General features: G+C 72.0%; 23 protein-coding genes and 1 pseudogene. 19 read left to right on the top strand and 5 right to left on the bottom strand.

From position 1 onward, the window contains the following. Positions 1-4: 4 nt before the first annotated feature. Positions 5-3,109 (top strand): glycosyltransferase, encoded by a 3,105-nt coding sequence (locus BLR90_RS00625; protein WP_143016065.1) that lies wholly within the window; start codon positions 5-7, stop codon positions 3,107-3,109. Here the strand turns inward: BLR90_RS00625 and BLR90_RS00630 are convergent. The 3 genes from BLR90_RS00630 to BLR90_RS00640 are packed head-to-tail and all read right to left on the bottom strand — an operon-like array spanning position 3,059 to position 6,184. After that, complete coding sequence (locus BLR90_RS00630) at positions 3,059-4,132, bottom strand: class I SAM-dependent methyltransferase (RefSeq protein ID WP_170254227.1); 1,074 nt, start codon at positions 4,130-4,132, stop codon at positions 3,059-3,061. The two genes, BLR90_RS00625 and BLR90_RS00630, sit on opposite strands and share 51 nt — an antisense overlap. After that, a complete protein-coding gene (locus BLR90_RS00635) occupies positions 4,129-5,145 on the bottom strand; it encodes a class I SAM-dependent methyltransferase (protein ID WP_170254226.1) in 1,017 nt (338 codons plus the stop codon). The genes BLR90_RS00630 and BLR90_RS00635 overlap by 4 nt, the downstream gene beginning before the upstream one ends. 58 nt (positions 5,146-5,203) lie before the next feature. Continuing rightward, positions 5,204-6,184, bottom strand: a complete 981-nt coding sequence (locus BLR90_RS00640) for a glycosyltransferase family 2 protein (RefSeq protein WP_245715074.1) — start codon at positions 6,182-6,184, stop codon at positions 5,204-5,206. A gap of 222 nt (positions 6,185-6,406) precedes the next feature. Between BLR90_RS00640 and BLR90_RS00645 the strand changes: the two genes are divergently transcribed. The 8 genes from BLR90_RS00645 (at position 6,407) to BLR90_RS00680 (ending at position 14,375) form a co-directional block, all read left to right on the top strand. Further along, the gene (locus BLR90_RS00645) at positions 6,407-7,735 is read left to right on the top strand and encodes an ammonium transporter (protein ID WP_245715075.1); all 1,329 of its coding nucleotides are present in this window, start codon (positions 6,407-6,409) and stop codon (positions 7,733-7,735) included. Continuing rightward, the gene (locus BLR90_RS00650; RefSeq protein WP_091021638.1) at positions 7,732-8,070 is read left to right on the top strand and encodes a P-II family nitrogen regulator; all 339 of its coding nucleotides are present in this window, start codon (positions 7,732-7,734) and stop codon (positions 8,068-8,070) included. Before BLR90_RS00645 ends, BLR90_RS00650 begins: the two co-directional genes overlap by 4 nt. Before the next feature lie 93 nt (positions 8,071-8,163). Further along, positions 8,164-9,537 carry an ammonium transporter gene (locus BLR90_RS00655; protein WP_245715076.1) on the top strand — a complete coding sequence of 458 codons (1,374 nt, stop codon included), beginning with the start codon at positions 8,164-8,166 and terminating at the stop codon, positions 9,535-9,537. Next, entirely contained in the window at positions 9,534-9,872 is a 339-nt protein-coding gene (locus BLR90_RS00660) for a P-II family nitrogen regulator (RefSeq protein WP_091021640.1), read from the top strand. Before BLR90_RS00655 ends, BLR90_RS00660 begins: the two co-directional genes overlap by 4 nt. A gap of 3 nt (positions 9,873-9,875) precedes the next feature. After that, positions 9,876-12,104, top strand: coding sequence for a [protein-PII] uridylyltransferase (locus BLR90_RS00665; protein ID WP_091021642.1), 2,229 nt, complete (start codon positions 9,876-9,878; stop codon positions 12,102-12,104). A gap of 67 nt (positions 12,105-12,171) precedes the next feature. Then, positions 12,172-13,740, top strand: coding sequence for a signal recognition particle protein (gene ffh / locus BLR90_RS00670; protein WP_091021644.1), 1,569 nt, complete (start codon positions 12,172-12,174; stop codon positions 13,738-13,740). After that, on the top strand, positions 13,737-14,105 hold the full coding sequence (locus BLR90_RS00675) for an NYN domain-containing protein (RefSeq protein ID WP_091021646.1): 369 nt from the start codon (positions 13,737-13,739) through the stop codon (positions 14,103-14,105). The genes ffh and BLR90_RS00675 overlap by 4 nt, the downstream gene beginning before the upstream one ends. A gap of 111 nt (positions 14,106-14,216) precedes the next feature. After that, on the top strand, positions 14,217-14,375 hold the full coding sequence (locus BLR90_RS00680; protein WP_091021648.1) for a pentapeptide repeat-containing protein: 159 nt from the start codon (positions 14,217-14,219) through the stop codon (positions 14,373-14,375). On the opposite strand, the gene BLR90_RS00685 is transcribed toward BLR90_RS00680, so the two are convergent. Further along, positions 14,372-15,541 carry an ROK family transcriptional regulator gene (locus BLR90_RS00685; protein WP_245715077.1) on the bottom strand — a complete coding sequence of 390 codons (1,170 nt, stop codon included), beginning with the start codon at positions 15,539-15,541 and terminating at the stop codon, positions 14,372-14,374. The genes BLR90_RS00680 and BLR90_RS00685 overlap by 4 nt on opposite strands. A 54-nt stretch (positions 15,542-15,595) precedes the next feature. Between BLR90_RS00685 and BLR90_RS00690 the strand changes: the two genes are divergently transcribed. Beyond that, positions 15,596-16,669: an amidohydrolase family protein gene (locus BLR90_RS00690; RefSeq protein WP_091021650.1), complete on the top strand. Its 1,074-nt coding sequence runs from the start codon at positions 15,596-15,598 to the stop codon at positions 16,667-16,669. 34 nt (positions 16,670-16,703) lie between these two features. Here the strand turns inward: BLR90_RS00690 and BLR90_RS00695 are convergent, their stop codons facing one another. Then, the gene (locus BLR90_RS00695) at positions 16,704-17,264 is read right to left on the bottom strand and encodes a hypothetical protein (RefSeq protein WP_091021652.1); all 561 of its coding nucleotides are present in this window, start codon (positions 17,262-17,264) and stop codon (positions 16,704-16,706) included. A gap of 181 nt (positions 17,265-17,445) precedes the next feature. Here BLR90_RS00695 and rpsP point away from each other — a divergent pair, with 181 nt between their 5' ends. The 9 genes and pseudogenes from rpsP (at position 17,446) to BLR90_RS00735 (ending at position 22,478) form a co-directional block, all read left to right on the top strand. Continuing rightward, a complete protein-coding gene (gene rpsP / locus BLR90_RS00700) occupies positions 17,446-18,024 on the top strand; it encodes a 30S ribosomal protein S16 (RefSeq protein ID WP_091021654.1) in 579 nt (192 codons plus the stop codon). Between the two features lie 5 nt (positions 18,025-18,029). Further along, on the top strand, positions 18,030-18,272 hold the full coding sequence (locus BLR90_RS00705; protein WP_091021656.1) for an RNA-binding protein: 243 nt from the start codon (positions 18,030-18,032) through the stop codon (positions 18,270-18,272). 92 nt (positions 18,273-18,364) lie between these two features. Beyond that, entirely contained in the window at positions 18,365-18,913 is a 549-nt protein-coding gene (gene rimM, locus BLR90_RS00710; RefSeq protein ID WP_371863147.1) for a ribosome maturation factor RimM, read from the top strand. Beyond that, a pseudogene (trmD, locus tag BLR90_RS21605) lies at positions 18,910-19,578 on the top strand (tRNA (guanosine(37)-N1)-methyltransferase TrmD); the annotation flags it as partial. The gene rimM and the pseudogene trmD, both read left to right, overlap by 4 nt. A 33-nt stretch (positions 19,579-19,611) precedes the next feature. After that, the gene (locus tag BLR90_RS21610) at positions 19,612-20,061 is read left to right on the top strand and encodes a GNAT family N-acetyltransferase (protein WP_281245370.1); all 450 of its coding nucleotides are present in this window, start codon (positions 19,612-19,614) and stop codon (positions 20,059-20,061) included. A gap of 197 nt (positions 20,062-20,258) precedes the next feature. Continuing rightward, a complete protein-coding gene (rplS, locus tag BLR90_RS00720; protein WP_091021660.1) occupies positions 20,259-20,609 on the top strand; it encodes a 50S ribosomal protein L19 in 351 nt (116 codons plus the stop codon). Between the two features lie 48 nt (positions 20,610-20,657). Continuing rightward, positions 20,658-21,446 (top strand): signal peptidase I, encoded by a 789-nt coding sequence (gene lepB / locus BLR90_RS00725; protein ID WP_245715078.1) that lies wholly within the window; start codon positions 20,658-20,660, stop codon positions 21,444-21,446. Positions 21,447-21,461: 15 nt separating this feature from the next. Continuing rightward, positions 21,462-22,166, top strand: coding sequence for a ribonuclease HII (locus BLR90_RS00730; protein WP_091021662.1), 705 nt, complete (start codon positions 21,462-21,464; stop codon positions 22,164-22,166). 3 nt (positions 22,167-22,169) lie between these two features. Further along, on the top strand, positions 22,170-22,478 hold the full coding sequence (locus tag BLR90_RS00735; protein ID WP_091021664.1) for a DUF2469 domain-containing protein: 309 nt from the start codon (positions 22,170-22,172) through the stop codon (positions 22,476-22,478). Positions 22,479-22,542: the final 64 nt, after the last annotated feature.

The following is a 22,542-nucleotide window of genomic DNA, read 5'->3' on the forward strand; positions in this document are numbered from 1 at the left end:
CGACGTGACCAGCGACCGCGCGCTCCCGGGGCCGGGCCCCCGGCGGCTGTGGTCACGGGTGCGCCGGGCCGCCTCGTCGGAGCCCGCGCCCCTCGCCGAGGGGCAGCCGGCAGCGGACGGTCCCTCGCGAGAGGCCCGGCTGCTGCTCGAGTCGCCGCTGTTCGACGCCGACTGGTACTCCCGCGAGGTCGTCCGGCCGATGCGCCGCCGCGCTGCCGTCACCCACTACCTCCGCACGGGCGCCGCCCGCGGACTGACGCCGCACCCGCTGTTCCAGCCCGCCCACTTCACCGAGCAGCTCGGGCGCGACCTCGGCGACCGCAACCCGTTCGTGGTCTACGTCCGGCGGCAGGCGTGGGGCACCGCGACACACCCGCTGTTCGACGTGCAGCGCTACCTCAAGGCGGTGCCTGAGGCCCGCGAGCACCCCGGCGGCCCGCTGGGCCACTACGCCGAGCACGGTCCCGCCGCCGATCTCGCCGGCCACCCGTGGCTCTCCGGCGACCTGCTCGCGTGGGTGCGCGAGCGCCGCGACGAGTGGCAGGAGCGCGACGACCGGCGCACCCGCCGCTGGCGCACGTCGTACGACGAGAGCGCGGGCGCCGAGGTGGCCGCCCGCCACGAGCACGGACCCAGCCGGGCCCCGACCGTGTCCGTGGTCGCACTCGCAGGCTTCGACCCCGAGGCATGGGCCGATACCGAGGCCTCGCTGGCCGCCCAGACCCTGCCGCCGGCCGAGGTCGTGCCGGTCGACGGGGGAGTCGGTGACCCGCGCGCCGTCGTCGAGGCCGTGGCCCGGACCACCGGCGACCTGGTGGCGTTCGTCTGGGCCGGCGACACCTGGCACCCCGACCGCCTGCGCCTGCTCGCCGCGGTCGCCGAGTCCGAGGGCGCCACGGCACTGGCCGACGTCCTCCACGTCACCCGGCCCTCCGGCGAGGCCTGGGCCGACCACGGGCCGCCCCCCGGTGAGCTGGCCGACCGCGGCGTGGTCGACCCGGCCCGACTGCTCGTCGCCGGCGACCTGCTGCGCGATGGCCTGACCGACCTCGGCCGGCCCGGCGGCTGGGAGGCCGACCTGTCCGTGCTCCTGGCCCGCCGTACGACGGTCCGCACGGTGCCGGTGGTCGGGGTCGAGCGCGACGGCCGCCGCCACCAGGAGGCCCGCGCGCAGCCGCGCGACCGCCGCCCGCTGGTCGAGCACGCCCACCTGGACACCTGGACCGACGTCGTCCTCAACGAGACCCTGGTCGACTGGGAGGCGCTCGCCGCGCGCGAGCAGCGCCCCGGGCTGGTCACCGTGGTCATCCCCACCTATGACGACGCCACCATGACCGTCGCCGCCGTGCGCGCCGTCGTCGAGACCGACACCGGGGGACCCGAGGTCGAGTGCGTGGTGTGGGACAACGGCTCCCTCGCGCCGGTCTCGGTCGTGCTCGACGCCCTGCCGCTGCAGCACCCCGGCGTGCGGGTGCTCCACAGCTCGGTCAACCACGGCTTCGCGCTCGGCAACAACCTGGCCGTGCCGGCGGCCGGTGGCGACACGGTCGTGTTCCTCAACAACGACACGACCGTGCACGACGGCTGGCTCGCACCGCTCGTGGACAGCCTCGCCGACCCCGGGGTGCTCGCGGCCCAGTCGCTGCTGCTCTACCCGACCGGCAGCATCCAGTCGGCCGGCGTGGCCTTCCCCGGCCAGGGAGGCGTCCCCTACTCCCTGCTGGCGGGCTTCCCCGAGGAGGACGCCGAGGGCGTCTCCGACCTCGCCTTCGGCGCGCTCACCGGGGCCGCGGTCGCCCTGCGCTTCACCGACGTGGTCGCGCTGCACGGCTTCGACCCCGTCTTCCGCAACGGCATGGAGGACATCGACCTCTGCCTGCGCCTGAGCCAGCGCCGCTCGGGCCGGTTCGTCGTACGCGACGACTCACGGGTCACCCACCACGAGTCCCGGACCCCGGGCCGCTTCGACGCGTTCGTCCAGAACCGCGTGCTCTACCTCGACCGGTGGGAGGGGCGGGCGCCGCGCGACGACGCCGACCTGTGGGCCGCGGCCGGCTTCACGGTCGTCGGACACCGGGTCCGCCACGGCGAGACCTCGCGCCGCGCGCTCGCCGTGCCCGAGCCGACCCTGGTCCGGACCGAGCGGCTCCCGGGCCGCGCGCAGGTCAGCGAGGCGCTGCCGCGGCTGCGGTGGGCGATCAAGAACCCCGCCTCCGCTGGCCCGCTGGGGGACCTGTGGGGCGACACCCACTTCGCCAAGGCGGTGGCCAAGGCACTGCGCTCGCTCGGCCAGGAGGTCGTGGTCGACCGGCGCCCGGAGTTCGACCGCGCCACCGGCTGCCACGACGACGTGGCGCTCGTGCTGCGCGGCCTCACGTCCTACCCCGTCACGCCCGAGCACGTCACGATCGCCTGGGTGATCTCCCACCCGGAGACGGTCGGCCGCGTCGAGGCGACGTCGTACGACCGGGTGCTGGCGGCCAGTGCGTCCTGGGCGCGGGCCCGCTCGTCCGACTGGGGCATCTCCGTCGAGCCGCTGCTCCAGGCCACCGACCCGAGCCTCTTCCACCCGGAGCGGGCGAGGCCCGACACCGGGCACCCCGTGCTGTTCGTGGGCAGCTCGCGCCAGGAGTACCGCCCGATCGTGCGCGACGCCGTCGAGCAGGGCCTGCCGCTGTCGATCTACGGCAAGGACTGGCGGCAGTTCGTGCCGCGGCGGTTCGTGAAGGGTGACTACCTGCCCAACACCGAGCTCGGTGCCGCCTACCGCAGTGCCGGAGTGGTGCTCAACGACCACTGGGGCGAGATGCGGCAGCAGGGGTTCGTCTCCAACCGGCTCTTCGACGCGGTCGCCAGCGGCGCCCGGGTGGTCAGCGACGAGGTGGACGGCCTGGCCGAGCTGTTCGGCGACGCCGTCCAGGTGTGGCACACGCCCGAGGACCTGACCCGGCTCAGCTCGCTGCGCGACCCCGACACGGTCTTCGGCGACGACGACCACCGGCGCTCCGTGGCGGCCCGCGTCGCCCGCGAGCACTCGTTCGCGGCGCGTGCCGAGCGGCTAGTGCAGGTCGCCGTCGAGGCCCGCCGGGAGCGCGGCTTCCGCGACTGAGGTGTCCTCGCGGAAGCGGGGGCGGTCGAGCGAGCGCCGCTCCTCCTCGGCCAGCGCCACCAGCTCGGCGCGGCTGAGGCCGGGCCCGGCACCGTCGACCGACAGGTTGAGGAAGAACTCGTGCCCGACGGTGTCGTGGAAGTACGTCTCCCGCACCGAGATGTAGCCGAGGTCGGCGAGGTCGTGGAGCAGCAGCCGCAGGTGATGGGGGGAGCAGACCCAGTTGTGGACGTCGAGGTAGCTCTCGGCGAGGCGGGCCTGCTCGGCGTAGCCGACCACGGCCTCGCGCTCGTGCACGAAGCCGAAGCGGCTGGTGTTGCCCGGCCGCCACGACGTCGACTCGCCACGGCGTACGGAGTCGAGCAGCGCCTCGGTGACGGTGCCGACGGTGTGCACGGCCGGCGGCGCCAGCGAGGCGTCGATGACCCGGCCCAGCGACGTGCGCTCGCGGAACCGGTCGAGGCAGTAGCGATGGTCGGGTACGACGAGCGCGACCACGCCGCCGGGGGCCAGCAGCCGGGTGCACTCGTTGAGGAAGTCGACCATCGAGGTGGTGTGCTCGATGACGTGGGAGGCGAGCACGACGTCGAACCGCTCGGGGATCACCTCGGCCATGGCGCTGCCCGGCGCCAGCACGTAGTCGACCTCCTCGATGTCGTCGGCGGAGTAGTGCTCGAACTGGGCGTACTGGGCGATCAGCCCGGCGCGGTCGAGGTAGTCGACGGTGCGGGTCGCGAACCCCTCGCGCTTGGGCAGGATCGCGTTGTGGGCGGGGCCGATCTCGAGCACCGTGGCGTCCCGCGCGGCGGAGGCGAAGACGCTGTCGCGCCGTACGTCGAGGCGCGAGCGGCCCTCGATCTCCGGCACCGCCGAGGTCGAGCCCCCGGCGCGCGCCTTGAGGCGGTCGACCTGCTCGCGGAGCCGTCGGTTGCGGCCGCGGAGCAGCTTCACCTGCTCGCGGAGCCGCGTGACCTCGTCGTCCTCCGGCCCCGGCTCCGGCGCGCGGCGGCCGAGTCCCTTCACCGCGCCCCTCGCAGCAGGGCACGCGCCTTGCGGCGGAGCCCGCCCGAGGCGGGCTCGGCGGGCGCAGGCGGGGGTGCTGCCTCGCGCAGGCGGCGTACGCGACGCTGGAGCGTGCGCTTGTCGTCCTGGACCTCGCGCAGCCTGGTGCGGAGGCGGGCCAGCTCGAGCTGGGCGCCGGTGAGCTCGGCGCGCACGGCGTCGACGCTGTCGTCGGGGCGCTGGAGCGACGCCGGGCTGCCGGCGTCGTCGACGAGCTCCCATGGCACGTCGCCGTAGACGTCGATCACCCCGTCGAGCATGGGTACGTCGGTCTTGGTCAGGCCGGCCGCGAACAGCTCGCGCATCCGGTCGCGGTTGGCGTCGACGCTCGCGGCGTCGGTGAGCAGGAGCTTGTTGGGGATCAGCGCGAACGGCACCAGCGTGCCGCCCGAGTGGAAGTAACGGAAGACGCCCGTGCAGACGCCGAGCCAGTGGATGTTGAAGACGTCGTCGGCCGCGACCACGCCGCCGGGTGCGAGCGTGGCCTCGGCGATGCGCAGGTCGTTGAGGACATAGTCGGCGCCGTGCCCGCCGTCGACGGAGAAGAGCCGGAAGCGGGGCCCCGCCTCGAGGAACCCGTCGGCCTCCAGCTCCAGGCTCGAGCCCTGCACGATCTCGACCCGGTCGTCGAGGCTCCACGCCCGCAGGTTGTCGCGGAAGTCGTCGAGCGCCTTGCTGGACGTGCCGTCCTCGTTGAGGTGCTGGAGGTCGAAGACGTCGATCGCGACCGCGGGGTCACCGGCGGGCGCGTCGATCGCCATGGCCAGGAAGGACTTGCCGCGGTGGACACCGATCTCGCACAACCCGCCGGGAACCGCGCCGCGCTGGGCCTGCTCCAGCCCGGCGAGGTAGAGCGCGGTGGACGGCACGAGCCAACCCTGGACGGCGTCGAGGCCGCTGCTGAGGTAGGCGAGCTTTCCGGGCGACAGTGCCGGTGAGTCGTAGGTCGTGTGCTTCAGCACGTAGTGGTCCATCGGGCCCTCCCGTCGGGATCCAGACCCGCGGGTCCGATCGGTGGTCTGGCCAAACCTCTCACGCCTCTTCGGCGGCGAGCAGGTCACGCCCGCGCTCGGCGCCGTCTGCATGCTCGTCGTCGGGCACCGGCCGGTCCTGCGCGGGGTCCACGACCGGGCCCAGCAGGTCGGGTCGCAGAGCCCGGCCGACCAGGCCACGCAGGTGCTCGGCCAGCCAGTCGTCGCGCACGAAGCTGCCGTCCGCCTCGCCGCGCTCGAGCTCGGTGCGCAGCGGCGTGCGGGCGAGGTAGGCCTCGAAGAGCTGCCCGGCCTGGTGGCGGCGGTAGTCCAACATGCCGTGGTGGCGAGGGCTGGGCCGCAGGTCGGGGTTGCTCTCGTAGGAGCGCCCCGCGTTGATGACCTTCTGCTCGAGCTGGGCCCACGAGCGCCACGGCAGGTGAAGCACCTCGGTCGCGACCTCGGGCGCCGGCTGCCCGTTGCTCGGGAGGGAGACGAAGTGGTTGCCCTGCGCGACGGTCACGTCGGTCTCGCCGCGGTGCATACCGTTGGGCGTGGGCTGGGCGTGGATCCCGATCTGCTGGAGCTGCGCCTCGGTGCGGTGGTCGCGCCAGGCCAGCCGCCCGATCCCGCTGCCCGACCAGGCGGCAGGGCCGACCAGGTTGGTGACGGGCACGGTGAACGCGTTGAGGTGCAGGGGAGTCGCCTCGAGCGCCCCGCGCAGCGTGAGCGTCCGATCGACGGGCACCTGGAACTCGTCGGCGTCCAGGTTGAGCACCCAGTCGGCGGCGTGTGCCGTGCGCGCTCGGCGCGCCATCTGCGTGACCACCACACCCTGCTGCTTGCGGTGGACCGGGTCGTGGTGGAGCTCCACCCGCCCGGTCTCGACGTACGAGCGCAGCACGTCCGTCGTACCGTCCACCGACGCGTTGTCGGTCACGATCACCAGGTCGACCCCCTGGTCGAGGTGGTGCTCGATCATGGCCGGGACGATGTCGATCTCGTCGCGCACCATCATGGTGGCGACGAGGGTCAAGGGCATGGGCCGACCCTAGATCAACGCCCACGCGGCGACGCCTGGCAGCCCCAGGACCCGTAACGCGGAAGTAACACAACCCGGGAACTCGTTGCGTGCCTGCAACAAGTCCGCGCGGGCCTCGAAACCTCGGACGTCGAAGGTTCTGGCCAAAGAGGTGGGGATCTCGCGGCGACAGTGAAGTCGCGGTCGGGTCACGTCTCCCCGGTAGCAAATCCTGGAGGTTCTGTGGACGGCTATTACGCCTTCATGCTCGTGGCGACGGCCCTGGTCCTGATGATGACCGTGCCCGCCCTGGCGCTGTTCTACGGCGGCATGTCCCGCTCGAAGTCCGTGCTCAACATGATGATGATGTCCTACATCGCCGCGGCGATCGTGGGCATCCTCTACGTCGCGGTCGGCTGGTCGATGGGCTTCGGCGGTGACGCCGAGAGCGGCGGCACGTTCTTCGCCGACCCGACCGCCCTGCTGTGGCTCGACACAGTGACGACCGACAGCTATGTCTTCGTGATGTTCCAGATGACCTTCGCGATCATCACCGTGGCGCTGATCAGCGGCGCGGTGGCGGACCGGATGAAGTTCTCGGCCTGGGTCCTCTTCGTGCCCCTGTGGGCGCTCCTGTGCTACTTCCCGATGGCCCACATGGTCTTCAGCTGCACCGCGGACTCGCTCATCTGTGGCCGGATCGGCGCCCAGGACTACGCCGGCGGTACGGCGGTCCACATCAACGCCGGCGTGGCGGCCCTGGTCCTGGTGCTGCTTCTCGGCAAGCGCGTGGGTTGGCCCCGGGAGCAGATGCGTCCCCACAACCTGACGCTGACCATGCTCGGCGCCGGCCTGCTGTGGTTCGGCTGGTACGGCTTCAACGTCGGCTCGATCGTCTTCACCGGCGCCACCGACGAGGAGAACATCGCGCAGTTCTTCTCGGAGACCGGCCGCACCTTCGCCAACACCACGCTGGCGACGATGGCCGCGATCCTCGGCTGGCTGCTCATCGAGCGCCTGCTGCACGGCAAGGCGACCTCGCTCGGCGCGGCCTCCGGCATCGTGGCGGGCCTCGTGGCCATTACCCCGGCGGCCGGCGCGGTCGACATCGAGGGTGCGGTCGCGATCGGCCTCATCGCCGGTGCCGTGTGCGCCTGGGCGGTCAGCCTGAAGTACAAGCTGGGCTACGACGACTCGCTCGACGTCGTGGGCGTCCACCTGGTCGGCGGCATCGTCGGCACGGTCCTGATCGGTGTCTTCTCCACGGCGGACGGCGCCGGCGGCGTCGACGGCCTCCTCTACGGCGGCGGTGCGGGCTCCCTGGGCGACCAGGCGCTCGGTGTCCTCGTGGCCATCGTCTTCTCCGGTGTGATCACGGCGATCATCGGCCTGGCCATCAAGTTCACCCTGGGTCTGCGCATCGCCGAGGAGGACGAGGTCGAGGGCATCGACTTCGTCGAGCACGGTGAGACGGCGTACGACCTGCACAGCGGGATGGGCGGCGGTGGCGGCGGTGGCAAGACCGGCGTGCTCGGCACCCAGCCCGTCACCTCGGAAGGAGCACACGCATGAAGCTCGTGACCGCGGTCATCAAGCCGCACAAGTGGGAGGACGTCCGGGAGGCCCTCGAGACCTTCGGAGTGACCGGCATGACGGTCTCCGAGGTCAGCGGCTACGGCCGCCAGAAGGGCCACACCGAGGTCTACCGGGGCGCGGAGTACGACATCGCGCTGGTCCCCAAGATCCGCATCGAGATCGTGGTCGACGACGACGACGCCGACGACATCGTCGGCATCGTGGTCAAGACCGCCCAGACCGGCCGGATCGGCGACGGCAAGGTGTGGGTCAGCCCCGTCGAAACCGTCATCCGCGTCCGCACCGGTGACAAGGACGAGGCGGCGCTCTGATCTGACGCACCACTGCCTGGTGGACGACCCGGCTGTCGTGAGACAGCCGGGTCGTTTACATGTCCGAAACAATTGGCTTGGAGGGTGTCGACCGTGACTGCTCCCACGCTGCTCCTCGACGTCGCTCCGCTCGTTGCGGACCCGACCGGTCTCGACTCCGGCGACACCGCCTGGCTGCTCGCCGCCAGCGCCCTCGTGCTGCTCATGGCGCCGGGGCTGGCGCTCTTCTACGGCGGCATGGTCCGCTCGAAGAGCGTGCTCAACATGATGATGATGACCTTCGGCTCGCTGGCGGTCATCAGCATCCTCTGGGTCCTCGTCGGCTACTCGTTGGCCTTCGGCGACGACCTCGGGCTCGGCCTCGTGGGCGACCCCACGCAGTACGCCGGGCTCTCACAGCTGCTGCCGGAGGAGAGCAACGGCAACTCGGGAGTCCCGCTCATCCTCTTCGCGGTCTTCCAGGGCCTCTTCTGCGTCGTCACCGGCGCCCTGGTGTCGGGGGCGATCGCCGACCGGGCCCGCTTCGGCGCCTGGATGGTCTTCGTGGGTGCATGGACGCTCGCTGTCTACGCGCCAGTCGCCCACTGGATCTTCGACTTCTCCGCCGGTGACCACGTCGGCGGCTGGATGGCCAACGAGCTCGGCGTCATCGACTTCGCCGGGGGCACCGCCGTCGAGATCACCTCGGGTGCCTCCGGCCTCGCGCTGGCACTGGTGCTGGGCCGTCGGCTCGGGTTCGGCAAGGACGCGATGCGGCCGCACAACCTGACGTTGGTGATGCTCGGCGCCGGCCTGCTGTGGTTCGGCTGGTTCGGCTTCAACGCCGGGTCCGCGCTCGGCGCCAACCAGACCGCCGCGGTCGTCTTCACCACCACGCTCCTGGCCGGCGCGGCCGGTGCCCTGGGCTGGCTCTCGGTCGAGCGGCTGCGCGACGGTCACGCCACGTCTTTGGGGGCCGCCTCGGGCCTGGTCTCCGGCCTGGTCGCCATCACGCCTTCCTGCGCCTCGGTCTCGCCGGTCGGCGCGATCCTCATGGGGGCCGTTGCGGGTGTGGTCTGCGCGCTGGCCGTCGGCCTCAAGTACCGCTTCGGCTACGACGACTCGCTCGACGTCGTCGGCGTCCACCTCGTCGGTGGCCTGATCGGCACCTTCGGCATCGGGCTGCTCGCCACGGCGGCCGCCCCGACCGGCGTCGACGGGCTGTTCTACGGCGGGGGTGTCGACCAGCTCGGCAGGCAGCTGGTCGGCGGCGGCGCGGTGCTCGTCTACGCCTTCGTCGTCTCGGGCATCATCGGTCTCGTCGTCGACAAGGCCATGGGCTTCCGGATCGACGAGGAGCACGAGCTCAGCGGCATCGACCTCGTGGTCCACGCCGAGACCGCCTACGACCTGCACGCCACCGCCGGTGCCCGATCGGGCGCAGGAGTCCTGGGCGGATCCACCGCCAAGAGGGAGGAAGAACGATGAAGCTCGTCACCGCCGTCATCAAGCCGCACAAGTGGGAGGACGTCCGCGTCGCCCTGGAGGCGGTCGGGGTCACCGGCATGACCGTCAGCGAGGTCAGCGGCTACGGCCGCCAGAAGGGCCACACCGAGGTCTATCGCGGTGCCGAGTACGACATCGCGCTGGTCCCCAAGATCCGAATCGAGATCGTCGTGAGCGCCGAGGACGTCGACGCCGTCCTCGCCGCGATTCAGGAGAGCGCCAGTACCGGCCGGATCGGCGACGGCAAGCTCTGGGTCACGCCCGTCGAGACCGTCGTACGAGTGCGCACCGGCGACCGGGACGACGCAGCCCTCTGAGCGATGACCGCCCCCGAACGCGCCACCCGCACCGCCGAGGCCGACGCCCTCTGCGTCGCCGCCTACGACGACAACGGGGGGCCCGAGACGGGGGCGGCGCTGGTCGCGGTCGGCGGCTACGGCCGGGGTGAGCTCGCACCCCACTCCGACCTGGACGTCGTCCTGGTCTCCGACGAGGGGGTCGACCTCGGTGACCTGGCCGAGAAGGTTTGGTACCCGCTGTGGGACTCCGGCAGCAAGCTCGACCACTCCGTGCGCACGCTGCCCGAGATGATCGCCGCCGCGGACGCCGACGTACGAGTGGCCTCTGGCCTCCTTGACCTGCGCCACCTGGCCGGCGACCCCAACCTCACCCTGCGGCTGCGTACGACGATGCTCGCGGCCTGGCGCCGGGGAGCGCGGGACCGGCTGCCGGCGCTGCACGACATGGTCCGCTCGCGGCACCGGCTGATCGGCGAGCTCGCGCACCTGTCGGTGCCCGACCTCAAGGAGGCCGAGGGCGGGCTGCGCGACGCCACCGTGCTGCGCGGCCTGGTGGCCACCTGGCTCGTCGACGTGCCCCACGTCGACCTCGAGCGCAGCCGGCTGGCGCTGCTCGACGTGCGTGACCTGGTCCAGGCGATGGCCGGCCGGGCCACCGACCGCGTCACCCCTGAGATGTGGGCCGAGCTGGCCACTGCGCTGGGGCTGGACGACGAGCTGTCGGCGCAGGTGCACGTGCGCGAGCTCGGCCGCCGGATCACCCACCTGTCGCGGCTCGCGTGGCGCCGCGTCGACGCCGTGCTCGCGCGGCCGGTGTCGGTCAAGGGCGCGCGGCGCCCGTCGCTGGAGCCACTGGCGCCCAGCGTGGCCCTGTCCTCCGGCGAGGTGGTCCTGGACCGCAAGGCCCGCCCGGCCGACGACCCGCTCCTGCTGCTGCGTGCCGCCACCGCGGCGGCCGAGCGCGACGTCGTACTCGCTCCCGCGACGGCGGCGCGACTGGTGCGGGAGTGCCCGCCGCTGCCCGAGCCGTGGCCGGCCGAGGCCCGGCAGCTCCTGGTGCGGCTGCTCGCGTCTGGGCGCAGCCTGCTGGGGGTGTGGGAGACGCTCGAGGAGACCGGTGCGCTGTCCGGTTTCCTGCCCGAGTGGGAGCGGGTCCGGATGCTGCCGCACGCCTCGGTGATCCACCGCTTCACCGTCGACCGCCACGTGATCGAGACCTGCATCGAGGCCTCCGCGCTGATCCGCTCCGTACGCCGCCCCGACGTGCTCATGGTGGCCGCGCTCCTGCACGACATCGGCAAGGGCGGGCTGACCGAGCACAGCGTGGCGGGGGAGCCGATCGCGCGCAGCATCGCCACCCGGATGGGCTTCGAGCCCGAGTGCGTCGACCTGATCGCCCTGCTGGTGCGCTGGCACCTGCTGCTCGCCCAGACCGCGACCACCCGCGACCCCGACGACCCGGCCACGGTCGACCTGGTGACCTCCCGGCTCGGCAGCGTCGAGGCGGTCGCGCTGCTCGGCGCGCTCACCGAGGCCGACGCCAAGGCCACCTCGACCAAGGCGTGGTCGTCGTGGCGCTCGGGGCTGGTCCGCGACCTGGCCCGCCGCGCGCACGCCGCCCTCGACACCGGCACCGCGCTGCCACCCGTGCTGAGCGACGACGTCGCCCTGCCCGCCGACTTCCCGGCCGCCCTCAAGGCGGACGGCGTCTACGTCTCGGTCGAGCCCGCGCCCGACGGGTCGCGGGTCACCACGATCGCCGTCGACCGGATCGGGCTGCTCGCCGACTTCGCCGCCATGTTCGCCCTCCAGCGCACCGGGGTCCGCGCCGCCCGCGCGTGGTCCCAGGGCGACTACGGCGTGTCGGTCTGGGAGGTCTCCGAGGAGCACCTCGACCCGGCCATCCTGCGCCAGAAGTACGACGGGATCGTCGCCGGCCGTCTCGACCCGTCCCACCGGCTGCGGCCGACCGGGGACGGCCTCGCGCCGACCGTCGTCGTACGCCCCGAGGCCAGCGACCACTCCACCGTGCTGGAGGTGCGCACCGGCGACCGGCCGGGTGTCGTCTACCTCGTCTGCGCGGCGCTGGCGCGGCTCGACGTCGAGGTCCGCTCCGCGCACGTGGACACGCTGGGGCCGCAGGCCGTGGACGTGTTCTACCTCCAGGAGCCCTCGGCCGGGGTCCTCTCCGAGACCCGCAGCGCGCAGGCCGCGCACGCCGTACGTGAGGCGCTGACCGGCCCCGGTTAGGCTGGGTCACTACCTGGGGTCCTCCACGAGACCCGCTCGACAACGCCAGCCCGAGGACATCTGACCTGTGTTTGCCACCCTTTCCGACCGGCTTGCCGACACCTTCAAGAACCTGCGCGGCAAGGGCCGGCTCTCCGAAGCCGACATCGACGCGACCGCGCGCGAGATCCGGATCGCGCTGCTCGAGGCCGATGTCGCGCTGCCCGTGGTCAAGGACTTCGTCGGCGCGGTCAAGGAGCGGGCCCGTGGCGAGGAGGTCAGCGGCGCGCTGAACCCCGCCCAGCAGATCATCAAGATCGTCAACGAGGAGCTCGTGACGATCCTCGGCGGCGAGACCCGCCGGCTGCGCTACGCCAAGACCGGGCCGACCGTGATCATGCTCGCCGGCCTCCAGGGCGCCGGCAAGACCACGCTCGCCGCCAAGCTCGCGCTGTGGCTCAAGGACCAGGGCAAGTCACCGGTCCTGGTCGCGTGCGACCTCCAGCGCCCCAACGCCGTCAACCAGCTCCAGGTCAACGGCGAGCGCGCCGGCGTACCCGTCTTCGCGCCCGAGGCCGGCAACGGCAGCGGTGACCCCGTCGCAGTCGCCCGGGCGTCGATCGAGGAGGCCAAGCGCAAGCTCTACGACGTCGTCATCGTCGACACCGCCGGCCGTCTCGGCGTCGACGCCGAGCTGATGCAGCAGGCCTCCGACATCCGCGACGCGGTGCAGCCCGACGAGGTGCTGTTCGTCGTCGACGCGATGATCGGCCAGGACGCCGTCATCACCGCGCAGGCCTTCCTCGACGGGGTCGGGTACGACGGCGTCGTACTCACCAAGCTCGACGGCGACGCCCGCGGTGGCGCCGCGCTCTCTATCGCCTCCATCACCGGTCGCCCGGTGATGTTCGCGTCCAACGGCGAGAAGCTGACCGACTTCGACCTGTTCCACCCCGACCGCATGGCGTCGCGCATCCTCGACATGGGCGACATGATGACCCTGATCGAGCAGGCCGAGAAGAGCTTCGACTCCGAGCAGGCCATGAAGGCCGCCGCCAAGCTGAGCGGCCAGGGCGGGGAGTTCACGCTCGACGACTTCCTCGAGCAGATGCAGCAGGTCCGCAAGCTCGGCTCGATGTCGAAGATCATGGGGATGCTCCCCGGGATGGGACAGTTCCGCGAGCAGCTCGAGAACTTCGACGAGCGCGAGATCGACCGGATCCAGGCGATCATCCAGTCGATGACCCCGGCCGAGCGGGCCAACCCGAAGATGATCGACGGCTCGCGCCGCGCCCGCATCGCCAAGGGCTCGGGCCGCATGGTCTCCGACGTCAACCAGCTCGTCGACCGGTTCTTCGAGGCCCGCAAGATGATGATGCAGATGGCCCGTGGCGGCGGGATGCCCGGCATGCCGGGGATGCCCGGGATGCCCGGCGCCGGCAAGCGCTCGAAGCAGAAGGCCGCGCCCAAGAAGGGCAAGGGCGCCAAGAAGTCCGGCAACCCCGCCAAGGCAGCCCAGGAGGCCGCTGCGGCCAAGGAGAAGGCCGCCGCAGCCGCCGCCAACCCCTTCGGCAACCCCGACGCCGAGCCGATCGACTACGAGGCGGCCGCCGCCAACCTCAACCTCCCCAAGGATTTCTCCAAGTTCCTGAAGTGACCACCGTCCTGATCGTCGACGGCGCCAACGTGGTGGGGAGTCGCCCGGACGGGTGGTGGAAGGACCGTGCCGGGGCGGCCGCGCGGCTGCACGCCCGGCTGATGGTGGCCGACGTACCCCAGGACCAGGTGGTGCTCGTGCTGGAGGGCGCGGCGAAGGGCGGCGTACGCGCGGGCCGTGACGCCCACGTCCGCACGGTGCACGCACCCAAGTCCGGAGACGACGCGATCGTGGCCGAGGCGAAGGCGGCCTCCGAGCGCGGCGACCGGGTCACCGTGGTCACCGCCGACCGGATCCTGATGGGCCGGGTCGAGCACCACGGCGCGATGATCCTCACCCCCACCTGGCTGCTCGACCACCTGTGATCTCCGGGAAAGTACGGAACGTTTTCGACGTGGATCCGGCCGATCTAGGTTGAGAACGTTCCGTACTTTCCGAGCGGAACGGGTGTCGGAGGGCGGGCTAGGGTCGCGGGCATGGCTTCCTTCACCCGGTCCGACGATCTTCGCGGCGCGGTGTTCACCGAGGTGGACCTGACCGGCGCGCGGTTCGACGGGGCCGACCTGAGAGGCGCCGTGCTGCGCGGCGTGGACCTGGCGGGGGCGGAGATCGACGCCCGCTCGGCCCAGACCTAGACCTGGGCGACGCGGGCGATCGCCAGGGACACCGCGCCCACGATCTCCGCGCGGTCACCGAGGCTGCCGGCCTCGACCCGGACGGCCGCGGCCGCGTCGGGCTGGGCGTAGCGGTCGATCGCGCCGCGGATCCCGTCGGCCAATGACGGCGAGGTGCCCAGCGAGCCGCCCAGCAGGACGACCTGCGGGTTGAGGCTGTTGCACAGGTCGGCCAGCGCGCGCCCGATCGTGAGCCCGGCGTCGCCGAGCACCCGGCGTACGCCGTCGTCCCCGCCCTCGTCGAGCTCGAGCACCCGCTCCACGTCGAGCGGTTCGTCGTACGCCGGCTGGAGGACCGTCAGCAGCCGTGACGCCGACACCAGGGTTTCCAGGCAGCCGCGGTTGCCGCAGCGGCACACCGGGCCGTCCTCGTCGACCTGGACGTGGCCCAGCTCGCCGGCGATGCCGGTGGCCCCGCGGTGCAGGCGCCCGCCGAGCACGATCCCGGCCCCGAGCCCGCTGGCCACCTTGACGTAGACGACGTCGGCGACACCCCTGGCGGCTCCGCGCTCGACCTCGGCCAGCGCCCCGAGGTTGGCGTCGTTGTCCACGAACACCGGGACCCCGAGCCGGCGCTGGAGCTCGTCGCCGGGGAACAGGTCGTGCCAGCCGGGCAGGATCCCGGTGCTGATCCGGGGGTTGCGGCGGTCGAGCGGGGCGGGGACGCACATCGCGACTGCCTGGAGGTCGTCGCGGCCGAGACCGGCCGCGTGCAGCGCCGTACGCACCATGGCCGCGGCCCGGTCCAGCGTGTCGGCGCCGTGGGAGTCGACGTCGACGGTCGCGCAGTCCTCGACGAGGATCACCCCGGCGCGGTCGGCGACCGCCACGCGCACGTGGCCGTGCCCGATGTCTACGCCGGCGACGCCGCCGTACGGGGTGCTGAGCGCGACCAGGAGGGGCGGGCGGCCGCTGCCGCCCTTGTGCGGCTGGCCGCGGTCGGTGGTCTCGGTGACGTGCCCCGTCGTGATCAGCTCCGAGATCAGGCTGGAGACCGTGGTCCGCGAGAGCCCGGTGCCGCGGGCGAGGTCGGCCCGGCTCATCGGCCCCGCGGTGAGCAGGCTCGTCACCGCGCGCCGGTTGGCGACGCGCAGGCGCTCGAGTGCCCCGGGGGCGGGGGTGGTCACGCGGAGCAGCCTAGTGCGGCCGCTGACTGCCGGGGCTCGGTAACGTCCGGGGGCATGACGGCTCTCAGGTTCCGCGGTCCGGTGCTCCCCGACGGGGAGGCGCGTGACCTCTACGTGGTCGACGGGCACGTGACCTACGAGCCGGCGGCCGGGGCCGACACCGTGGCCGAGGGCTGGATCGTGCCGGGGCTCGTCGACGCCCACTGCCACCTCGGGCTCGACGACCACGGGGCCGTCGACGAGGCGACCACCGAGGAGCAGGCAGTCGCCGACCGCGACGCCGGCGCGCTGTTGATCCGCGACTGCGGGTCCGCGGCCGACACCTCGTGGATCCACGACCGCGAGGACCTGCCCCGCCTGATCCGCGCGGGACGCCACATCGCCCGCACCAAGCGCTACATCCGCAACTACGCCCACGAGGTCGAGCCGGCAGACCTGGCGGCGTACGTCGTCGAGGAGGCGCAGCGCAGCGACGGCTGGGTCAAGCTGGTCGGCGACTGGATCTCCCGTGAGGCGGGCGACCTGGCACCGTCGTTCCCGCCGGAGGCCTTCGCCGCCGCGATCGCGGCCGCGCACGAGCACGGTGCCAAGGTCACCGCGCACTGCTTCGGGCGTGAGGTGTTGCCCGGCCTGATCGAGGCCGGCATCGACTGCATCGAGCACGGCACCGGGCTGACCGCCGATCTGGTCGAGTCGATGGCGCGGCGCGGCACCGCGCTGGTGCCGACGGTGATGCAGCTCGACAAGTTTCCCGGCTACGCCGAGGCCGGGGCCGAGAAGTTCCCCGCCTACGCCGAGACGATGACCGACCTCTTCGCCCGGCGTCGCGACACGATCATGGCGGCGTACGACGCCGGGGTGCGCCTGTACGCCGGGTCCGACGGCGGCGGCGTCACCCGGCACGGCAACCTCGCCGGCGAGGTGATCGCCATGGCCGGGATCGGGCTGCCGGCCGACTACGCGCTGGGGGCCGCCTCGTGGCGAGCCCGGGAGTGGCTGGGCTGGAACGCCACGCTCGAGGAGGGGGCGCCCGCGGACTTCGTCGTCTTCGACCGCGACCCGCTCGCCGACCTCACCGTCCTCCTCGACCCGCTCTGCGTGGTGCTCCGCGGGCGAATCGTCGCCTGATCACACGTTGACCCGCCCGAAAGTTTCGGGCGGGTCAACCTGCGCGCGGCCTCCCGGTGGCGAAGAGGACGCCGGTGACGATCAGGACCACCAGGCCCGTCCCGCCGAGGAGCAGGGGGATGAAGATCGTGGCCAGCAGGCCGACCACGAAGCTGCCGATGGCCGGCGCCGGGCCGACGATCACCGTGCCACCGCCGGTGCAGGTGATCTCGACGCTGCCGGAGCCGGGCGCGAAGGTGACCGACCCGGTCCAGTCGCTGCCGCCCTCGGACCGGTTGTAGTCGCCGCCGACCGACCGGGTGGACACCTCGACACCCGTGTCGGGGTCGGCGACCGTGCAGGTCTGGGCCACGCCGTCCTCGAGCCACAGCATCCGGCGGTCGTCACCCTCGAGCCGGATGGTCTCGGGGCGCCCGTCGGCGTCGACGGTGGCGTCGGTGTCCAGGAACCCGGTGAGGGTCCACGCGAACAGCGCCACGAACACCACGATCGCGACCAGAACCAGCGTGCCGCCGACCGCGAACCACCAGGCGCTGGGGCGGCGGCGGCGCTCACGCGGGGGAGCGCCGTACGGCGGGGTCGGAGGCTGGGTCACCCAGCCAGAGTGCCCGATTTCATCTGCTCCGCGCACCTCTGGCAGAATCGGCCGCTGAGTCCTGCGCGCCCGGACCCTCTCATCCGGACGCCGCAGAGCCCATCGAAGCTTCGACACCGTGTGTTCCCCACCCGGTGCCGTGTCCTTCACCCACCACGAACCTCAAGGAGACACCACAACCGTGGCCGTCAAGATCCGTTTGAAGCGCCTGGGCAAGGTCCGGGTGCCGCAGTACCGCATCGTCATCGTCGACTCGCGCAAGAAGCGCGACGGCAAGGTCATCGAGGAGATCGGCAAGTACCACCCCAAGGAGGACCCGAGCTACATCAGCGTCGTGTCCGACCGGGCGCAGTACTGGCTGGGTGTCGGCGCGCAGCCGACCGAGGCCGTCGCCAAGATCCTCAAGATCACCGGCGACTGGCAGACCTACAAGGGCATCTCCGGCACCGAGGGCACCCTCAAGGTCGCCGAGCCCAAGCGCGACAAGCAGGAGATCTTCAACGAGGCGCTGAAGGAGTCGGCGAACGAGCCCAAGGGCGACGCGACGACGACCAAGAAGGCCGCGAAGAAGACCGCCAAGAAGGTCGAGGAGCCCGAGGCTCCCGCCGCCGAGGCGCCTGCTGACGAGGCACCCGCCGCCGAGGCTCCTGCTGCCGAGGCTCCGGCCAAGGCCGCTGCTGAGGCGCCTGCTGACGCGCCCGCCGAGGAGACCCCGGCCGCTGACGCCGAGGCCACCGAGGCCACCGAGCCGAAGGCCTGAGGCTGATGCTCGCCGACGCTCTCGAGCACCTCGTCCGGGGTGTCGTCGACAACCCCGACGACGTCTCCGTGCGTGACAAGCAGCTGCGTCGTGGCTCGATCCTCGAGGTCCGGGTCCACCCCGACGACCTCGGCAAGGTCATTGGCCGCGGCGGACGTACGGCGTCCGCGTTCCGCACCGTCGTTTCGGCCCTCGCGGGCCGCGGCGGCGCACGGATCGACTTCGTGGACGTCGACCGTCGTCGCTGACGCTCCCTGCTTCTTGGCTGGCCCGATCAACGCTTGAATGGGTGTCGTCCTCCGGGACGGCACCCGTTCGGCTTTCTCAGAAGAGGTTCATCGTGGAGTCCATCGACGTCGTGGTCGGCCGGATCGGCAAGCCTCACGGCCTCCGTGGCGAGGTGACCCTCGACCTCAAGAGTGACGAGCCCGAGCGCCGGTTCGCACCGGGCGCCACGCTCGCCGTACAGCCTCCCAAGGGCTCGGCGTTCGGCCACCGCACCCTGACCGTCTCCCGGTCGCGGTGGCACCAGACGACGCTGCTGGTGACCTTCGAGGAGCTTGCCGACCGCAACCAGGCCGAGGCCGCGCGCGGGGTGGTGCTCAGCACCACCGTCGATGCCGGCGAGACCCCGGACGACCCGGACGAGTACTACGACCACCAGCTGGTCGGCCTGACCGCCGTCGACCTCGACGGGCGCGAGCTCGGCACCGTCACCGCGGTCGCCCACGGTGGCGCCCAGGACCTGTTGACCGTGCGCACGCCCGCGGGCCACGACGGACTGGTGCCGTTCGTGAAGGCGCTCGTGCCCGAGGTCGACGTGCCCGGCGGGCGCATCGTCGTGGCCGACCGCCCCGGCCTGGTCACGCCCCTGGAGGACGACGCGTGAGGCTCGACTACCTCACGATCTTCCCCGACTACCTCGCCCCGCTCGGCCTGTCACTGCCCGGTAAGGCGCAGGAGCGGGGGCTGATCGAGGTCCACGTCCACGACCTGCGCCAGTGGACCGACGACCGCCACCACACCGTCGACGACACGCCGTACGGCGGCGGCGCCGGCATGGTGATGAAGCCCGAGCCGTGGGGCGAGGCGTTCGACGTGCTCGCGATCGACGGCGCCACCCTGGTCGTGACCACGCCGTCGGGCGAGCCGTTCACGCAGGCGCTGGCCCGTGACCTCGCGACCCGCGAGCGCCTGGTCTTCGCGTGCGGCCGCTACGAGGGCATCGACCAGCGGGTGCTCGACCACGCCGCCGGGCGCGCCGAGGTGCGTGAGGTCTCCATCGGCGACTACGTGCTCAACGGGGGAGAGGTGGCCGCGCTCGCGATCACCGAGGCGGTGGTACGGCTGCTGCCCGGCTTCATGGGCAACGCCGAGTCGCTGACCGAGGAGTCCCACGAGGACGGCCTGCTGGAGTACCCCGTCTACACCAAGCCCGCCTCGTGGCGCGGCCTGGACGTGCCCGACGTTCTCCTCTCGGGCGACCACGGGCGGATCTCCGCCTGGCGCCGCGACCAGGCCGAGCGTCGTACGACGGAACGCCGGCCCGACCTGCTCCACCCCAGCCGGGCCGACTCCGAGTGGGACGTGGTCGCCGCCACCCGCGCCGACGCCGGCGAGCTGCTGACGCTGCAACGCGCGTGCTGGCTCCAGGAGGCGATCGCCAACGACAGCGTCTCCGGGATCCCGGCCCTCCACGAGTCGCTCGACGACGTCTTCGCCTGGCTGGAGGACTGGACCAGCTTCGTGGTGCGCTCCCACGGCCGGCTGGTCGGCGCCGTGCGGGGACGCCTGGAGGGCGACACGTGGGACATCGGGCGGGTGATGGTCGCCCCCGACCTCCAGGGACGGGGGCTCGGACGCCTGCTCCTGGAGCACATCCAGGCGGTGGCGCCGGCCGCGGCGACGTCGTACGTCCTGTTCACGGGAGCGGGAAGCGCCGACAACCTACGGATGTACAAGAAGGCCGGCTTCCGGCTGCGACCCGACCTGCCGGCGCCGCCGCTCGCCGTGGTGCTCACCAAGCCCCGACGCTGATTTCTGCACGCGGCTCACGCTGTGGCAGACTCGTCCCTCGGTCCAGTCGGCCGAAGGTCCGCTCCGAGAGTCACCCGGAGGGTCCGCGTCGGGTTCCTGCCACAGGGGGAGCCTTGCGCCGCCGGCCACCTGGCTTGACCGACACAGCTGAACACATCCAATCCGCGGCTGACCTGTGGCACTCGCGAGGAGAACACATGACCAACGTGATTGCCGAGCTCGGCAACGCCAGCAAGCGCGACGACGTCCCCGCCTTCCGGGCCGGTGACACCATCAAGGTCCACGTGAAGGTCGTCGAGGGCAACCGCTCCCGCGTCCAGATCTTCCAGGGCGTCGTGATCCGGGTCCAGGGCTCGGGCATCGGCCGGACCTTCACCGTCCGCAAGGTCTCCTTCGGCGTCGGCGTCGAGCGCACCTTCCCGCTGCACTCCCCGATCTTCGAGCAGATCGAGATCGTCACCCGCGGTGACGTGCGCCGCGCGAAGCTCTACTACCTGCGCAACCTGCGCGGCAAGGCCGCCAAGATCAAGGAGCGTCGCGAGGTCTGAGTCCCGGCCTTGGCCGAGACTCACCCACGCTCTCCCTACACTCTGCGCGTGAGCACCCACGAACGCGACGACGTGTCCGGCGACGGACCCGTCGGCCCGCTGACCGAGGGTGACGACCCGCCCGCGGAGCCCGCACGCAAGCGCAAGCACCTGCCGATCTGGCAGGAGACGATCCTGCTCCTCGGGGTCGCGATGGTGCTCGCTATCGTGATCAAGGCGCTGTTCGTCCAGGCGTTCTACATCCCGTCGGAGTCGATGGAGCCGGGTCTGGTCGAGAACGACCGGATCCTGGTCCAGAAGGTCTCCTACTGGTTCGGGGGCTCCCCGTCGCGCGGCGACGTCGTGGTCTTCGAGGACCCGGGCGGCTGGCTCCCGGCCAGCGAGGACACCGGCCCGACCAACGTCTTCACGAAGGCGATGGCCAAGGTCGGGCTCTACCCCACCGGCGGCCACCTGGTGAAGCGGGTGATCGGGGTCGCCGGCGACGTCATCGTCTGCTGCGACGAGGGCCGGATCACCGTCAACGGCCAGCCGCTGGAGGAGGACAGCTACCTCCAGCCCGGCGTCGACTGCCACGGACCGATGAACGGCACCAAGTGCTCCTGGGAGGTCCCGCCGGTCCCCGAGGGACACATCTTCGTGATGGGCGACAACCGGGCCCACTCGGCCGACTCCTCCGCGCACCTGTGCACCCCCGACGTGACCGAGTGCTCCCAGAACCCGTTCATCGACGTCGACCTCGTCGTCGGCAAGGTGTTCGTCCTGGCCTGGCCGCGTGACCGCTTCGACTGGGTCGGGCGTCCCGAGACGTTCGACGACGTCCCCGACGCTCCCTGAGCCTGATGAGCTGAGATGAGCGACCTGCCCCGCGGTCTGACCGTACGCCGGGACGCCGGCCTCTACGGCTACGAGCGCGCCCTGCGCCGCCACGGCATCGAGCCCATCGCCGGCGTCGACGAGGCCGGGCGCGGCGCCTGCGCGGGGCCGCTGGTCGCGGGCGCGGCGATCCTGCCGGCGGGCAAGGCCGGGATCATCCCGGGGCTCGCCGACTCCAAGCTGCTCACCGAGAAGGCCCGCGAGCGCTGCTACGACCAGGTCGTACGGCGCGCGCTGTCCTGGTCGGTGGTCGTGGTCGAGCACGACGAGTGCGACCGACTGGGCATGCACGTCGCCAACATCGAGGCTCTGCGCCGCGCGGTCGCGCTGCTCGACCTGCCGCCCGCCTACGTCCTCACCGACGGCTTCCCGGTCGACGGCCTCGGCGTCCCCGGGCTCGCGGTGTGGAAGGGCGACCGGGTCGCGGCGTGCATCTCCGCGGCCTCGGTCCTCGCCAAGGTGACCCGGGACCGCCTGATGACCGAGCTCGACCGCGAGTGGCCGGCGTACGACTTCAAGACGCACAAGGGCTACATCACCGAGGTCCACACCGCGGCGCTCACCGAGCACGGGCCCTCGCCCGTGCACCGCAGACGCTTCGTCAACGTCCGGCGGGCCGCCGGTCTCGAACCGGCCCTCGATGTGCAGAATGGCTTCCATGCGGGAACCCCGAAGGGATGAGAGATGAGCGCCGAGGAGCTCGAGAAGTACGAGACCGAGCAGGAGCTCACCCTCTACCGCGAGTACCGCGACGTCGTCGGCATCTTCAAGTACGTCGTCGAGACCGACCGCCGCTTCTACCTGTGCAACCAGGTCGACGTGAAGGCGCGCACCGAGGCCGGGGACGTGTTCTTCGAGGTGTCGATGACCGACGCCTGGGTCTGGGACATGTACCGCCCGGCGCGCTTCGCCAAGAACGTCAAGGTCCTGACGTTCAAGGACGTCAACGTCGAAGAGCTCAACCAATCGGACATAGATCCGCTCAAGACGTAGTCACAACGGGCCATCTGGGCGCGGATGGGCTACCTGTGACCCTAGGTACAGCGTAGGCTCGGGC

This window comes from Nocardioides szechwanensis, from assembly GCF_900103935.1.
Lineage (GTDB): Bacteria > Actinomycetota > Actinomycetes > Propionibacteriales > Nocardioidaceae > Nocardioides > Nocardioides szechwanensis.